Here is a 13683-nt window from a genome sequence, read left to right as displayed (position 1 = left end):
AGAGGGCCTATCCACGCGAGAGGGCCTATCCGGCCGGGATCAGCTTCTTCTCCTGGAGGTAGCTCCGCGCGACGCCCTCGGGGAGCCGGCGCCAGCTGTCCACCTGCTCGTTCATGGCGGCCAGGTCCGCCGTGGTCAGGACCGTGTTGAGGCGGCCGAGGGCCTTCGTCACGCCTTCGCTCCCGGCGCGCGAGCGGTTGACGACCGGGACGATGTAGTCGGCGTTCTGGAGGTTCTTGTCGTCGGCGAGCAGCACCAGGCCGAACTCGTCGAGGGTGCCGTCGGTGCTCGTCGTCAGGACCATCTGGTCCTGCCCGCTCTGCACCGCCTGCTTGGCCGGTGTGGTGCCGACGCCCTTCGGGTCGACGCCGGTGATGTCGATCCCGTACGTCTCGCGCAGCCCCGGCGCGCAGTACGGCCGCTGGACGCACTCGTCGCCCGCCGCGAGCCGTACGGGCAGGTTCGCCGCGCCCAGGTCGCTCAGGGTCTTGAGCCCGTGCTCGGTGGCGTACGCGCTCGTGACGGCGAAGGCGTTCTGGTCGACGGCCCGGCCCGGGTCGAGGACGGTGAGCCCCCGGGGTGTGGCGAGCCCGCGCAGCGCGGTCATCGTGGTGGCCAGGTCGGGCGAGCCGACGGTCGGCGCCTCCGGCCCGTTGGCCTTGGCGTTCAGCCAGTCGGCGAAGGTGGCCGCGTACTCCGGTACGACGTCGATCTGACCGTTCTCCAGGGCGGGTTCGTAGATCTCGCGGTTGGTGACCGAGAGGATCTTGGTGCTGTAGCCGGCCTCTTCGAGGAGCAGCGCGTACATCTGGGCCAGCAGGTCGCTCTCGGTGAAGCCGGCCGAGCCGATGGTGAGATGCCGGCTGTCGCCGGGCGGGGCGGTGACCTCGCCCTGGTTCTCCAGGGAGGGGCCCGTGGCGCAGCCTGCGAGGACGAGCAGTGCAAGGGCGCCCGTCGCCGCCGCTCGCCACGCCCTCATCCCGCGGTCCCCCGCGCCCAGGCCGGGGCGAGCCGCTGGGCCCCCTCGAAGACGCCCTCGACGACGAGGGCGAGGAGGGCGACGAGCACGGCGCCCGCGACGACCTGCGGGGTGGAGGCGAGGTTGAACCCGGCGGTGATGATCCGGCCGAGTCCGCCGCCGCCGGCGAGCGCCGCGACGGTCGCCGTGGCCACGAGCTGCACGGCGGCGATCCGGACGCCGGTGAGGATCAGCGGCAGCGCGAGCGGCAGTTCCACCCCGAGGAGCATCTGCCGGCCGGTCATCCCCATGCCCCGCGCGGCCCGTACGACATCGGCGTCGACGCCGCGCATCCCGACGTACGCGTTGGTGAGCAGCGGCGGGATCGCGAAGAGCACGAGGGCGATGATCGTCGGCCAGTCCCCGTACGTGCCGATGGGGCTGAGCAGCAGCAGGACGAGGACGGCGAAGGTGGGCACGGCGCGGCCGACGTTGGAGAGGTTGACGGCGAGCGCGCCGCCCTTGCCGAGGTGGCCGAGGACGAGCGCGACCGGGAGTGCGATGGCGCAGCTCAGCACCAGGCAGACGACGGTCAGGTAGAGGTGCTGGGCGAGCCGGGTCCAGACGCCGTTGTCGCCGGACCAGTTGGTGGATGTGGTGAGCCAGTCCCAGGTGGCGGAGAGGGTGTTCAAGCGGCCTGCCTCCGGGTCCAGGGGGTGAGCAGCCGCTGCAGGCCGAGCAGGAGCAGGTCGGCGGCGATCGCGATGATCACGCAGAGGACGGAGGCGGTGAGGACCTGTGCCTTGAAGTAGGTGTTCATGCCGGAGTAGATGAGGTTGCCGAGACCGCCGTAGCCGACGATCGCACCGATGGTGACGAGGGAGACGGCGGAGACGGTGGCGATGCGCAGACCGGCCATCGCGGCGGGCAGCGCGAGCGGCAGCTCGACGGTGAGCAGCATCCGGACGGGGCCGTAGCCGAGGCCGCGCGCGGCCTGCCGGGTGTCCTCGGGGACGGCGCGGAGACCGGCCAGGATGTTCCGTACGAGCAGGGTGAGCGAGTACAGCACGAGCCCCGCGATCACGATGGAGGCGCTTAGTCCGTAGACGGGCAGGAGCAGCGAGAACATCGCGAGGGACGGGATCGTGTAGAGGATCGTGGTGATCCCGAGGACCGGTCCCGCGGCCCAGCGCCAGCGGCGGGCGGCGACGGCGAGCGGGACGGCGAGGAGCAGCCCGAGGGCGACCGAGACGGCGGTCAGCTGGAGGTGCTGGAGGGTGGCGTCGCCGAGGATCTCGCTCCGGGAGGACAGATAGTCGCCGCAGATCCACTCGTTGCGCGCGAGGCAGTCGTCGGGAGGCCCGGTCATCCCCCCATTCCAGGCCGCGGCCCCACGCGGCGCACGCCGGGCCGGGCCGTTCGGGCCTGCTCCCGCAGTAGGCACCATGGCGCCACAGATCTCTTGCCATGGCGCCATAATGATGCCACTATGGCGCCATGGACCTGATGCCGTACGTCGAGAACCTCCGCCACGAGCTCGCGATCGCGGCGGCTACCGGTGGCGAGGAGGCCGGTGCGCTCGCCGAGCGGCTCGCCGCGCCTCTGGAGTCGGCAGCCCGGCTCACCCTGCTCAACGCCCTTTCCGCCGCAATGGACGAGGTCACCAGCGAGCTGGCGCCCGGCTCGGTCGACGTACGGCTGCGGGGGAACGACCCGGAGTTCGTCGTGACCCCGCCCTTCGCCCCTTCCGACGTACGGAAGCCGGCACCGGCCCCCGTACCCGTACCGGCTCCGCTGCCGGCCGACGGGGACGAGGCGGCCACCGCGCGCGTCAACTTCAGGCTTCCGGGCCGGCTGAAGGCCCGGGCGGAGGAGGTCGCAGGACAGGAGGGTCTCTCGGTCAACGCCTGGCTGGTACGGGCCGTCGCCACCGCGCTCCGACCTGCGGGTCCTACTCCTTGAGGACGGCCAGCACGTTGCCCGCCGGGTCGGTGAACCAGGCGATCGCCGGGCCGCCCGGGGCCTTCACGATGCCCTTGGCGTCGTGCTCGAACTCGGCGTAGCGCTCGAAGGAGACACCCCGCTTCGCCAGCTCGTCGACGGCCGCGTCGATGTCGTCCACGGGGAAGTTCAGGATCGTGAAGGACGCGGGCGTGTGGTTGTCCTTGGGGTACACGAAGACGCTCGCGCCGCTCCCCAGCTTGATCGTCAGCATCCGCATGTCCGCGTCCCCGGTGTCCTCCACCTGGAGGCCGAGGGTGTCGCCGTAGAACTGACGGGCCCGGTCGAGATCGTCGACCGAGAAGCCGCTGAACGCCTTCGACTGTCCGAACATGCCGTTGTCTCCTTCGCGTGTGCCGTTCGGGATTTCCGAGGGCACACCCACTCGACCACCATCCGGACGCCCGGCACGCACTCTCGCGTCCGGATGGTCGCCGCCCGTCACCCTCAGGGAGCGATCGGCAGCCGGCGCTTGTGGTCGGTCAGCTCGTAGCGGCGCACGATCGAGGCGTACGCGGCCTCCCCGACCGGCTTGCCCTCCAGGAAGTCGTCGATGTCGTCGTACGTGACACCCAGCGCGTCCTCGTCGGGCTTGCCCGGGTCGAGGGTCTCCAGGTCGGCCGTCGGCGTCTTCCAGACCAGCTCCGCGGGGGCGCCGAGGGCATCGGCACAGGCCCGCACGCGGCGCTTGGTCAGGCCGGTCAGCGGGACGACGTCGGCGGCGCCGTCGCCGTACTTGGTGAAGAAGCCGGAGACCGCCTCCGCCGCGTGGTCGGTGCCGACGACCAGGCCGTCGTGGGCGCCCGCGACCGCGTACTGCGCGATCATGCGCTGCCGGGCCTTGATGTTGCCCTGGACGAAGTCCTGGTGGTGGGCGTCCCGGAAGGTCACCCCGCCGGTCAGGGAGGCCTCCAGGGCGGCGTCGCTCGACGCCTTGACGTCCACGGTCAGGACCCGGTCGGCGGCGATGAAGCCCAGGGCGAGCTGGGCGTCCTTCTCGTCGGCCTGCACACCGTACGGCAGTCGCATGGCATAGAAGGTGGCGTCGTGGCCGGCCGCCCTGGCCCGCTCCACGGCGAGCTGGCAGAGCCGGCCCGCGGTGGTGGAGTCCACGCCGCCGCTGATCCCGAGGACCAGGCTGCGCAGCCCCGTGGAGGTGAGGCGCTCGGTGAGGAAGGCCACCCGGCGTTCGATCTCGACCAGCGGGTCGAAGGTCGGGGACACCTCGAGTTCCTCGGCGATCTGCTGCTGCAGGGCGGTGGACGCCGCGTCGGTCACGTCAAGCTCCTCGGGGATGGTCGGCGGTACGGAAAGGCCGGTCGAAAGGCCAGGTCGACTCTATGCGGCCGGTCCCCCGACACCGAAACGCGGCGGCCGCGCGACACCTCCGACCAGGGCCTCACTTCCCCGGGCTCGTCGGCCCCAGGTGCTCGCCCGGGCGGTTCAGCTCCTCCACCGCGTCGACACCGACCACGGCGCCCGTCGACTTCCTGGCCCGCCGCAGCCGGCGCTCCAGCCAGCTCGCGAAGGTGGTGAGGGCGAAGTTGAGGATGACGAAGATGACGGCGACGACGGTGAAGCTCGCGATGGTGTTGGCCCCGTAGTTCGCGCTCATCGGGCGCACGGAGGCGAGGAGCTCGGAGAAGCCGAGCATCGCGCCGCCGAGCGCGGTGTCCTTGACGATCACGACGAGCTGGCTGACGAGCGCCGGGAGCATCGCGGTGACCGACTGGGGCAGCAGGACGTACGCCATGGTCTGGCCCTTGCGCATGCCGATCGCCTTCGCGGCGTCGGTCTGGCCGCTGGGAAGGGAGAGGATCCCGGCCCTGACCACCTCGGCGAGGACCGAGGCGTTGTAGAGGACGAGCCCGGTGACGACCGCGTACAGCGGCCGGTTCTCCGGGCTGACGTCGGTGAACTCGGAGTACGCGGCGTTCGCGAAGAGCATCAGGATGAGGACGGGGATCGCGCGGAAGAACTCCACGACCGTCCCGGCGGCGCCCCGGATCCAGCGGTGGTCGGAGAGCCGGCCGATGCCGAGGAGCGCGCCGAGGGGCAGGGCGATGACCATGGAGAGCGCGGCGGCGATCAGGGTGTTCTCCAGGGCCGGGAGGAGGTACGTGGTCCAGACCCGCGAGTCGGTGAAGAAGGGCTCCCACTTGTTCGCCTCCAGCTGGTCCTTGTCGGCGAGGCTCACGAGGACCCACCAGATCACCGCGGCGACGGCGATCAGGAACAGCAGCGTGTAGAGCACGTTCCGGCGCTTCGCGCGCGGTCCCGGGACGTCGTAGAGGACGGTGGGCCGCTCCTTCATCGCTTCACCGCCACCTTCTTGCTCAGCCAGCCGAGGAAGAGCCCGGTGGGGAGCGTGAGGCAGATGAAGCCGACGGCGAAGATCGCCGAGATGAGGATCAGCTGGGCCTCGTTCTCGATCATCTCCCGCATGAGGAGGGCCGCCTCGGCGACGCCGATGGCGGCGGCCACGGTGGTGTTCTTGGTGAGGGCGATCAGGACGTTGGCCAGCGGTCCCACCACGGAGCGGAACGCCTGCGGGAGCACGATGAGGCGCAGGACCTGCGGGAAGTTGAGCCCGATCGCGCGGGCGGCCTCGACCTGGCCGAGGGGGACGGTGTTGATGCCCGAGCGCAGCGCCTCACAGACGAAGGCCGAGGTGTAGGCGATCAGTCCGAGGACGGCGAGCCGGAAGTTGATCGTGGTGAAGTCCTTGGCGCCCATGTCGACGCCGAGGGTCTGGAACAGGCCGAGCGAGGTGAAGACGATGATGACGGTCAGCGGGATGTTGCGGACGATGTTGACGTAGACGGTGCCGAAGCCCCGCATCAGGGGGACGGGGCTGACGCGCATGGCGGCCAGCAGCGTCCCCCAGATCAGGGAGCCGATCGCGGAGTAGACGGTGAGCTGCACCGTCACCCAGAACGCTCCCAGCAGGTCGTAGCCTTCGAGGAAGTCGAACACGGCGGCCCACTCACTTCACGACGACGCCGATCTCCGGTGCGGGTTCGTTCTGGTACTCGGCCGGGCCGAAGTTCTTCTTCACGGCCGCGTCCCAGGATCCGTCGGCGACCATCTGGTCCAGGGCGTCGTTGATCTGTTCCTTCAGTTCGCTGCCCTTCTGCACGCCGATGCCGTAGTTCTCGTTGCTCATGTCGAAGCCGGCGAGCTTGAACTTGCCCTCGAACTCGGGCTGCGAGGCGTAGCCGGCGAGGATCGCGTCGTCGGTGGTCAGGGCGTCGATGACGCCGTTCTCCAGGCCGGTCAGGCACTCGGAGTACCCGCCGTACTCCTGGAGTTGGGCATCCGGCGCGATCTTGGTCTTGACGTTCTGCGCGGAGGTGGAACCGGTGACCGAGCAGAGCTTCTTGTTGTTGAGGTCCTCGGGCTTGTTGATCGAGTTGTCGTCCGCGCGGATCAGCACGTCCTGGTGGGCCAGGAGGTACGGTCCGGCGAAGTCGACCTTCTGCGCCCGCTCGTCGTTGATCGAGTACGAGGCCGCGATGAAGTCGACGTCACCGCGCTGCAGCAGCGTCTCCCGGTCGGCGCTCTTGGCCTCCTTCCACTCGATGTCGCCGGGATCGTGGCCCAGCTGCTTGGCGACGTAGGTCGCCACGTCGACGTCGAAGCCCGTGTACGTGCCGTCCGGCGTCTTCAGGCCCACGCCGGGCTGGTCGAACTTGATGCCGACGGTGATCTTCTCGTCGCCGCTTCCGGAGCCGCTGCCCCCGTCGTCGCCGCAGGCGGCCAGGGAGAAGGAGAGGGCGAGCGCGGCGGCCGCGGCGACGCCGGCCTTGGTGAGCTTGCGAGGGTTCATGGGGTCACCCCTGGGGCTGCTGGGCGGTCGTGGGGCCGCCGCGGTCGGTGGTGCTGTCAGGTCAGTGGGCCGTCCGGTCGGTGGTGCGGTCAGGTCAGTGGTGCAGTCAGGTCAGTGGTGCAGGATCTTCGAGAGGAAGTCCTTGGCGCGGTCGCTGCTGGGATTGCTGAAGAACTGCTCGGGGGTCGTCTCCTCCACGATCCGGCCGTCCGCCATGAAGACCACGCGGTTGGCGGCGGAGCGGGCGAATCCCATCTCGTGGGTCACGACGACCATGGTCATTCCGTCGCGGGCGAGCTGCTGCATGACCTCCAGGACCTCGTTGATCATCTCGGGGTCGAGCGCGGAGGTCGGCTCGTCGAAGAGCATCACCTTCGGGTCCATGGCCAGCGCCCGGGCGATCGCGACGCGCTGCTGCTGGCCGCCGGAGAGCTGGGCGGGGTACTTGTCGGCCTGGGTCGCCACCCCGACACGTTCGAGCAGCTGCCGGGCCCGCTGCTCGGCGGTCTTCTTGTCCTTCTTGCGGACCTTGACCTGGCCGAGGGTGACGTTCTCGAGCACGGTCTTGTGCGCGAAGAGGTTGAAGGACTGGAACACCATGCCGACGTCGGCGCGGAGCGCGGCAAGCTCGCGGCCCTCGGCGGGCAGCGGCTTGCCGTCGATGACGATCTCGCCGGAGTCGATGGTCTCCAGCCGGTTGATGGCACGGCAGAGGGTCGACTTGCCGCCGCCGGACGGGCCGATCACGACGACGACCTCGCCCCGGCCGACGGTCAGGTCGATGGACTGGAGCACGTGGAGCGCGCCGAAGTGCTTGTCGACGTTCTTCAGCACGACGAGCGCGTCGGACATGGCAGCCTCCTGTCGCCGCCCCGCGGCACCCTCCTCACGTTCATGCTCCGCCCTCGGCGGATCCCCCGCACGCCGGACGCCCGGCGCGCGGGCGCCGGAAGGGTCATTCCGTGGTGGTCAGCCGGGCGAGGTGGGTCAGGGCGAGGGCGTAGCCGTGGGCGCCCGCTCCGCAGATCACCGCGTCGGCGACACCGGAGACGTAACTGTGGTGCCGGAACTCCTCGCGCTTGTGGATGTTCGACAGGTGCACCTCGACGACGGGCAGTCCGACGGCGGCGAGGGCGTCGCGCAGCGCGACGGAGGTGTGGCTGTAGCCGGCGGGGTTGATCACGATGCCCCGGTGGGCGGTACGGGCTTCCTGGACGGCGTCGATGAGCACGCCCTCGTGGTTGGACTGCCGGAAGTCGACGCGGAGGCCGAGCCCCTCGCCGGTGTCGTGGCAGAGCCGCTCGATCGTGTCGAGCGTGTCCGTGCCGTAGATCGCGGGCTCGCGCAGACCCAGGAGGTTGAGATTGGGCCCGTTGAGGACGAGTACGGGGGTGGCGGCGCGGGCGGGGGTTCCCATGGGCGTGGCTCCTCTTGTACGAACTGGTGGGCTCAGTACACCGGATCCGAGAGGACGCGTTGCGCCACGGCGAAGGCCGCGTTGGCCGCGGGTACGCCGCAATAGACCGCGGTCTGGAGGAGGACGGCCCCGATCTCCTCGGGCGTGAGGCCGTTGCGGCGGGCCGCCCGGACGTGTATGGCCAGCTCGTCCAGGTGGCCGTGGGCCACGAGCGCGGTGAGGGTGATCATGCTCCGCTCGCGCCGGGACAGGGTGGGGTCGGTCCAGATCTCGCCCCAGGCGTAGCGGGAGATGAAGTCCTGGAAGGGTGCCGTGAAGGCCGTCTGACCGGCCTGCGCGCGGTCGACGTGGGCGTCGCCGAGGACCTCGCGGCGGACCTCCATGCCCCGCTTCCCCGCGGCGCCGTCCATGAGGTGGCCGCGGAGCGCGGCGAGTACGGCCTCGGGGCGTTCGGCCGGTGCGAGGTGGGAGGCGCCGGGGATCTCGGTGAGCGCCGCGCCGGGGATCGCGTCCGCGATCTCCCGGGCGTGTGCGGGCGGGGTCGCCGGGTCCTCGCGTCCGGCGAGGACGAGCGTGGGCGCGGTGATCGCCGCGAGGCGGTCCCGCAGGTCGAAGGCGGCGAGGGCGTCGCAGCAGGCGGCGTACGCCTCGGGGTCGGCCCGGCGGTGGTCGGCCACGAGCTCCGGCACGGTGAAGCCGGGGGTGAACCAGCGGGCGTCGGCGCCCGCCGCCAGCGCGTCGAGCCCTTCGCGGCGCACGGTCGCCGCGCGCTCACGCCAGGGCGCGGAGCCGCCGAAGTGGGCGGAGGAGCAGACGACGGCGAGCCGTTCCACGCGGTCGGGGTGGTGGGCGGCGAGGTGCAGACCGATGGCGCCGCCGAGCGAGACGCCCGCGTAGGAGAAGCGGTCGGCGCCGAGCGCGTCGGCGAGGTCGAGGACGAGCCGGGCCAGGTCGGCGACGGTCGCTCCGGGGCCGATGAGGGAGGCCGGGGAGCCGCAGTGGCCGGGCAGGTCCCAGCGGACGACCCGGTGCGTGGCCGACAGTTCGGGCGCGACCGCGTCCCAGAGGGCGGTGGAGGTGCCGAGCGAGGGGCCGAGGATCAGGACGGGCGCGGTGGCCGGTCCTTCGGCGCGGTGGTGCAGCCCTGCGTACGGGGGCGGGGTGGTGGCGGTGGTCACGGTCGCTCCAGGGCACGGTCGGTGAGGGCTCCGGCGGAGCCGGTGTAGCGGGTGGGATCGGTCAGCTCGCGGAGTTCGACTCCCTTCAACTCGGGTACGTCGGCGAGCAGTTCACCCAGAGGTCGCGCCTCCGCGCGGGCGCGCCGGGCGAGTTCGGTGAGGAGTTCCTTCGCGCGGGCGCGGCCGACGAGCGGGGCGAGGGCGGCGGACAGCCGCTCGGAGACGATCAACCCGCCGGTCAGGCCGAGGTGGTGGCGCATCACGTCGGCATGGACCTGGAGCCCCTCGGCCAGTTCGGCGGCGTCCCGGGCCGCGCCGCCGACGAGCCGGAGCAGCTCGCGCAGCGGCTCCCACTCGGTGTGCCAGGCGCCGGCGGGCCGCTCGTCCTCGGCGACCAGGGAGCCGTACAGCGTGGCGGCGAGGTGCGGGGCGCGGCGGGCGGCCGCGGCGACGAGCGTGGCGCGCACGGGGTTCGCCTTGTGCGGCATGGCGGAGGAGCCGCCGCCCGCCCCTTCGGTGACCTCGCCGATCTCGGTGCGGGAGAGGGTGAGGACGTCGGCGGCGGTCTTGCCGAGCGCCCCGGCCGTGAGGGCGAGGGCACCGGCGAGGTCGGCGATCGGCGTGCGCAGGGTGTGCCAGGGCAGTACGGGCGCGGCAAGGCCGGTCTCCCGCGCGTAGGCGGCCACGAGCCGTTCGGCGCCCCCCTCCACGCCGTCGCCGTACGCGTCGAAGGCGGCCAAGGTCCCGGCGGCGCCGCCGAGTTGGGCGGGCAGGGAGTCCCGTACCGTACGGATCCGGTCGCGCGCGTCGAGCGCGAGCGCGCGCCAGCCGGCCGCCTTGAGGCCGAAGGTGGTGGGCACGGCGTGCTGGGTGAGGGTGCGGCCGGGCATGACCGTGTCCCGATGCGCGGAGGCGAGGGCGGCAAGGGCGCGCTCGGTACGGTCGAGGTCGCCGAGGATCAGGTCGAGCGTGCGCCGCGCGACCAGCATCGCCGCGGTGTCCAGGATGTCCTGGCTCGTCGCGCCCCGGTGGACGTACGCGCGCCACTCCCCCGGCACGGCGGCCGTCAGGTCGGCGACGAGCGGGATGACGGGGTTGCCCCCGGCCCGGGCGCGCAGGGCGATGTCCCGCGCGTCGAAGCGGGCCGGGTCCGCCGCGGCCGTGACGGCGTCGGCGGCTTCGGCCGGTGCCTGTCCGACGGCTGCCTGGGCGCGCGTGAGGGCCGCCTCCGCGTCGAGCAGCGCCCGCAGGAAGGCCGTGTCGCCGGTCGCGGCCTCGGCCGGGGAGCCCGCGCGCCCCGGGGCGAGGAGGCCCACGTCGGTGGCTGTTCCGGGGGCCATGGGGTCGGAGGTCATGCGGTCGGGGTCCATGGGGTCGGAGGTCATGTGAACTCCAGGAAGACCGTCTCGCCCTCGCCCTGGAGCCGTATGTCGAAGCGGTACGTCCGGGGCGCCGCCCGCTCGTCGGCCCTGGCCAGCAGCGTGGCCCTGCGCGCGGCGGGCAGCGCGTCGAGCAGCGGGTCGGCGCCGTCCCCCAGATACGCCCGGGTGAAGAGGTGGTGGAGCAGCCCGCGCGCGAAGACGCAGACGCTGATGTACGGCAGGCCCACGTTGCCCGGGGGCAGCGTGGCGAGCGCGTAGTGGCCGTCGGCGTCGGTAGGGACGCGCCCGAAGCCGGTGAAGTCGGTTGGGCTGCGCCCGAGATGGCCGCCGGTGACGGGGTCGCGTCGGAGCGATCCGGGCGCGCCCGTGAGGGAGCCGTCGGGGGCGGCCTGCCAGAAGTCGAGGAGCGCGTCGGGGACCGGCGCGCCCTCGCCGTCGTACACGTGGCCGTGCAGGACGATCCGGTCCGGGTGGCCCTCGGGGGCGATCCGGTCGCCGTCGGGGAAGGGCAGGGCGTAGCCGTAGAACGGGCCGACGGTGTGGGAGGGGGTCGGGAGCGGCGTCATGGCGGTCAGCGTCCTTCCTCGATCCAGGTGGCGGAGGGTCCGTCGAGGACGATGTCCCAGGCGTAGCCGAGGGAGAACTCGGGTCGGGACAGGGCGTGTTCGTAGCGGGCGACGAGCCGTTCGCGGGCCGCAGGGTCGGTGACCGAGCGGAGGATCGGGTCGTGGGCGAAGAGCGGGTCGCCAGGGAAGTACATCTGCGTCACGAGCCGTTGGGTGAAGGCCGTGCCGAAGACGGAGAAGTGGATGTGGGCCGGGCGCCAGGCGTTGGTGTGGTTGCGCCACGGATAGGCGCCGGGCTTGACGGTGGTGAAGGTGTAGCGGCCGTCGTCGTCGGTGAGGGTGCGGCCGACGCCGGTGAAGTTCGGGTCGAGCGGCGCCGGGTGCTGGTCGCGCAGATGGGCGTACCGGCCGGAGGCGTTGGCCTGCCACAGCTCGATGAGCTGGCCGCGCACCGGGCGGCCCGCCCGGTCGAGGAGGCGTCCGGAGACGGTGATGCGCTCGCCGAGGGGCTCGCCCGCGTGCTGCCGGGTGAGGTCGTTGTCGATCTCGGTGATGTCGGTGGGGCCGAAGACGGGTCCGGCGAGTTCCACCGTCTCCGGGTCTCCGCCGTTCACGGCGACGAGCGGCTGGTGGGGGTGGCGGAGCAGTGAGCTGCGGTACGGGGCGTAGTCGCGGGCCGGGTGGCTGCGCGGCGCCGCCCCGGCGGCCAGCTCCTTGTCGTACGCGGCCTGGTGCCGGCTGATCTCGGTGTCGATGTCCGACTGGGTGAGGGCCATGGGGGCTCCGGGGACGTGGGTCAGTGGGCGGGGGCGTCGAGCGGGCGGACCTCAGGAGCGCTGAGCCCGGGGGCGCTGAGCCCTGGAACGCTGAGCCCGGGGGCGAGGCGGACCGGCGCGGCGGTCCTGGCGAGGACGTCGGCGGGGTCGACGCCGGGGGCGGTCTCGGTGAGCACGAGGCCGTCGTCGGTGACGTCGAGGACGGCGAGGTCGGTGACGATGCGGTCGACGCAGCCCCGGCCGGTCAGCGGCAGGGTGCACTCCTCGACGATCTTCGGGGTGCCGTCCTTGGCGGTGTGGGTCATGACGACGATGACGGTCCTGGCGCCGTGGACGAGGTCCATGGCGCCGCCGATGCCGGTGACGAGCTTGCCCGGTACGGCCCAGTTGGCGAGGTCGCCGCGGGCGGAGACCTGCATGGCGCCGAGGACGGCGACGTCGATGTGGCCGCCGCGGATCATCCCGAAGGAGAGCGCGGAGTCGAAGAAGGAGGCGCCGGGCAGGACGGTGACCGTCTCCTTGCTCGCGTTGATGAGGTCGGGGTCGACCTCGTCCTCGGTGGGGAACGGTCCTGTACCGAGGATGCCGTTCTCGGATTCGAGGACCACCTCGACCCCTTCGGGGAGGTGGTTGGGGATCAGCGTCGGAAGTCCGATGCCCAGGTTGACGTACTGACCGTCCGTCAGCTCGCGCGCGGCGCGGGCGGCCATCTGCTCGCGGGTCCAGCCCGTCACCGGCCTCATCGCGTGGTCCTCTTCTCTATCCCCTTGTGCGCGGCCTGTTCGGGTGTCAGAGCCACGACCCGCTGGACGAAGACGCCGGGGAGGTGGACGGCGTCGGGATCGATGTCGCCGGGTTCCACCAGCTCCTCGACCTCGGCGATCGCGACCTTCCCGGCCATCGCCGCGAGGGGGTTGAAGTTCCGGGCCGCCTTGTTGAAGACCAGGTTCCCGTGGCGGTCGCCGCGCGCGGCGCGGACGAGGGCGAAGTCGGTACGGATGCCGTGCTCCAGGACGTACGCGCGGCCGTCGAACTCCCGTACCTCCTTGGGAGGCGAGGCGAGGGCGACGCCGCCGTCGCCGTCGTAGCGCCAGGGCAGTCCGCCGTCGGCGACCTGGGTGCCGACGCCGGCCGGGGTGTAGAAGGCGGGGATGCCACAGCCCCCGGCCCGCAGCCGCTCGGCGAGCGTCCCCTGCGGGATCAGTTCGACCTCCAGCTCGCCGGCCAGGTACTGCCGGGCGAACTCCTTGTTGGCGCCGATGTACGAGCCGGTGACGCGCGCGATCCGCCCGGCGGCGAGCAGGACGGCGAGGCCGGTGTCCAGGGCGCCGCAGTTGTTCGACACGACCCGCAGGCCGCCGACGCCACGCCGGTGGATCGCGTCGATCAGGACGTTCGGCACACCGCTGAGACCGAAGCCGCCCACGGCGAGCGACACCCCTTCCCCGACGTCGGCCACCGCCTCGGCGGCGCCGGCGACCACCTTGTCCATTGCGAGCCTCCCATTTAGTCAGTGCACTGAGTATCTGGTGAGGCTCCGGTGGGCGTCAAGAGCGCGCCGGGATGGGCCGGGGCG

The 13683-nt window shown here is 72.0% G+C and carries 17 protein-coding genes; 1 reads left to right on the top strand and 16 read right to left on the bottom strand.

The window, feature by feature from the left end:
• Positions 1–25 precede the first annotated feature (25 nt).
• From ACFWRO_RS13370 to ACFWRO_RS13360, 3 genes are read right to left on the bottom strand one after another with little or no spacing between them, the layout of a single operon-like run.
• On the bottom strand, positions 26–979 hold the full coding sequence (locus ACFWRO_RS13370; protein ID WP_384508803.1) for an ABC transporter substrate-binding protein: 954 nt from the start codon (positions 977–979) through the stop codon (positions 26–28).
• A complete protein-coding gene (locus ACFWRO_RS13365; protein WP_384508800.1) occupies positions 976–1650 on the bottom strand; it encodes an ABC transporter permease in 675 nt (224 codons plus the stop codon). Before ACFWRO_RS13365 ends, ACFWRO_RS13370 begins: the two co-directional genes overlap by 4 nt.
• The gene (locus ACFWRO_RS13360) at positions 1647–2327 is read right to left on the bottom strand and encodes an ABC transporter permease (protein WP_384508797.1); all 681 of its coding nucleotides are present in this window, start codon (positions 2325–2327) and stop codon (positions 1647–1649) included. Before ACFWRO_RS13360 ends, ACFWRO_RS13365 begins: the two co-directional genes overlap by 4 nt.
• A gap of 128 nt (positions 2328–2455) precedes the next feature.
• On the opposite strand from ACFWRO_RS13360, the gene ACFWRO_RS13355 reads away from it, so the two are divergent.
• Entirely contained in the window at positions 2456–2920 is a 465-nt protein-coding gene (locus ACFWRO_RS13355) for a hypothetical protein (RefSeq protein WP_384508794.1), read from the top strand.
• On the opposite strand, the gene ACFWRO_RS13350 is transcribed toward ACFWRO_RS13355, so the two are convergent.
• The 13 genes from ACFWRO_RS13350 to ACFWRO_RS13290 form a co-directional block, all read right to left on the bottom strand.
• Positions 2910–3293, bottom strand: a complete 384-nt coding sequence (locus ACFWRO_RS13350) for a VOC family protein (RefSeq protein ID WP_384508791.1) — start codon at positions 3291–3293, stop codon at positions 2910–2912. The two genes, ACFWRO_RS13355 and ACFWRO_RS13350, sit on opposite strands and share 11 nt — an antisense overlap.
• Before the next feature lie 113 nt (positions 3294–3406).
• Entirely contained in the window at positions 3407–4237 is an 831-nt protein-coding gene (gene nadE, locus ACFWRO_RS13345) for an ammonia-dependent NAD(+) synthetase (protein WP_384508788.1), read from the bottom strand.
• Between the two features lie 121 nt (positions 4238–4358).
• Complete coding sequence (locus tag ACFWRO_RS13340; protein ID WP_384508785.1) at positions 4359–5273, bottom strand: amino acid ABC transporter permease; 915 nt, start codon at positions 5271–5273, stop codon at positions 4359–4361.
• The gene (locus ACFWRO_RS13335; RefSeq protein ID WP_384508783.1) at positions 5270–5935 is read right to left on the bottom strand and encodes an amino acid ABC transporter permease; all 666 of its coding nucleotides are present in this window, start codon (positions 5933–5935) and stop codon (positions 5270–5272) included. The genes ACFWRO_RS13340 and ACFWRO_RS13335 overlap by 4 nt, the downstream gene beginning before the upstream one ends.
• Before the next feature lie 10 nt (positions 5936–5945).
• A complete protein-coding gene (locus tag ACFWRO_RS13330; RefSeq protein ID WP_384508780.1) occupies positions 5946–6788 on the bottom strand; it encodes a glutamate ABC transporter substrate-binding protein in 843 nt (280 codons plus the stop codon).
• Positions 6789–6899: 111 nt separating this feature from the next.
• On the bottom strand, positions 6900–7640 hold the full coding sequence (locus tag ACFWRO_RS13325; protein ID WP_384508777.1) for an amino acid ABC transporter ATP-binding protein: 741 nt from the start codon (positions 7638–7640) through the stop codon (positions 6900–6902).
• Between the two features lie 103 nt (positions 7641–7743).
• The gene (gene aroQ, locus ACFWRO_RS13320; RefSeq protein ID WP_384508774.1) at positions 7744–8205 is read right to left on the bottom strand and encodes a type II 3-dehydroquinate dehydratase; all 462 of its coding nucleotides are present in this window, start codon (positions 8203–8205) and stop codon (positions 7744–7746) included.
• A 32-nt stretch (positions 8206–8237) separates the two neighbouring features.
• Positions 8238–9383 carry a 3-oxoadipate enol-lactonase gene (gene pcaD, locus ACFWRO_RS13315; RefSeq protein WP_384508771.1) on the bottom strand — a complete coding sequence of 382 codons (1146 nt, stop codon included), beginning with the start codon at positions 9381–9383 and terminating at the stop codon, positions 8238–8240.
• On the bottom strand, positions 9380–10738 hold the full coding sequence (pcaB, locus tag ACFWRO_RS13310) for a 3-carboxy-cis,cis-muconate cycloisomerase (protein ID WP_384509187.1): 1359 nt from the start codon (positions 10736–10738) through the stop codon (positions 9380–9382). Before pcaB ends, pcaD begins: the two co-directional genes overlap by 4 nt.
• Before the next feature lie 26 nt (positions 10739–10764).
• Positions 10765–11331 carry a protocatechuate 3,4-dioxygenase subunit alpha gene (gene pcaG / locus ACFWRO_RS13305; protein WP_384508768.1) on the bottom strand — a complete coding sequence of 189 codons (567 nt, stop codon included), beginning with the start codon at positions 11329–11331 and terminating at the stop codon, positions 10765–10767.
• A 5-nt stretch (positions 11332–11336) separates the two neighbouring features.
• The gene (pcaH, locus tag ACFWRO_RS13300; RefSeq protein ID WP_384508765.1) at positions 11337–12107 is read right to left on the bottom strand and encodes a protocatechuate 3,4-dioxygenase subunit beta; all 771 of its coding nucleotides are present in this window, start codon (positions 12105–12107) and stop codon (positions 11337–11339) included.
• 20 nt (positions 12108–12127) lie between these two features.
• Positions 12128–12850, bottom strand: coding sequence for a CoA transferase subunit B (locus tag ACFWRO_RS13295; protein ID WP_384508762.1), 723 nt, complete (start codon positions 12848–12850; stop codon positions 12128–12130).
• The gene (locus tag ACFWRO_RS13290) at positions 12847–13599 is read right to left on the bottom strand and encodes a CoA transferase subunit A (RefSeq protein WP_384508759.1); all 753 of its coding nucleotides are present in this window, start codon (positions 13597–13599) and stop codon (positions 12847–12849) included. The genes ACFWRO_RS13295 and ACFWRO_RS13290 overlap by 4 nt, the downstream gene beginning before the upstream one ends.
• Between the last annotated feature and the right edge of the window lie 84 nt (positions 13600–13683).

The sequence above is a fragment of the Streptomyces sp. NPDC058579 genome (genome assembly GCF_042718575.1).
GTDB lineage: Bacteria > Actinomycetota > Actinomycetes > Streptomycetales > Streptomycetaceae > Streptomyces.
The sequence above is the reverse complement of the archived record's forward strand: the minus strand, read 5'-3'. Positions and strand labels throughout refer to the sequence as shown.

Coding starts and splice junctions, on each gene's coding strand:
- ACFWRO_RS13290 (WP_384508759.1), bottom strand. CDS start 13,599: ATGGACAAGGTGGTCGCCGGCGCCGCCGAGGCGGTGGCCGACGTCGGG.
- ACFWRO_RS13330 (WP_384508780.1), bottom strand. CDS start 6,788: ATGAACCCTCGCAAGCTCACCAAGGCCGGCGTCGCCGCGGCCGCCGCG.
- aroQ (WP_384508774.1), bottom strand. CDS start 8,205: ATGGGAACCCCCGCCCGCGCCGCCACCCCCGTACTCGTCCTCAACGGG.
- pcaB (WP_384509187.1), bottom strand. CDS start 10,738: ATGACCTCCGACCCCATGGCCCCCGGAACAGCCACCGACGTGGGCCTC.
- ACFWRO_RS13295 (WP_384508762.1), bottom strand. CDS start 12,850: ATGAGGCCGGTGACGGGCTGGACCCGCGAGCAGATGGCCGCCCGCGCC.
- pcaG (WP_384508768.1), bottom strand. CDS start 11,331: ATGACGCCGCTCCCGACCCCCTCCCACACCGTCGGCCCGTTCTACGGC.
- ACFWRO_RS13370 (WP_384508803.1), bottom strand. CDS start 979: ATGAGGGCGTGGCGAGCGGCGGCGACGGGCGCCCTTGCACTGCTCGTC.
- ACFWRO_RS13340 (WP_384508785.1), bottom strand. CDS start 5,273: ATGAAGGAGCGGCCCACCGTCCTCTACGACGTCCCGGGACCGCGCGCG.
- ACFWRO_RS13360 (WP_384508797.1), bottom strand. CDS start 2,327: ATGACCGGGCCTCCCGACGACTGCCTCGCGCGCAACGAGTGGATCTGC.
- pcaH (WP_384508765.1), bottom strand. CDS start 12,107: ATGGCCCTCACCCAGTCGGACATCGACACCGAGATCAGCCGGCACCAG.
- ACFWRO_RS13325 (WP_384508777.1), bottom strand. CDS start 7,640: ATGTCCGACGCGCTCGTCGTGCTGAAGAACGTCGACAAGCACTTCGGC.
- ACFWRO_RS13350 (WP_384508791.1), bottom strand. CDS start 3,293: ATGTTCGGACAGTCGAAGGCGTTCAGCGGCTTCTCGGTCGACGATCTC.
- ACFWRO_RS13355 (WP_384508794.1), top strand. CDS start 2,456: ATGGACCTGATGCCGTACGTCGAGAACCTCCGCCACGAGCTCGCGATC.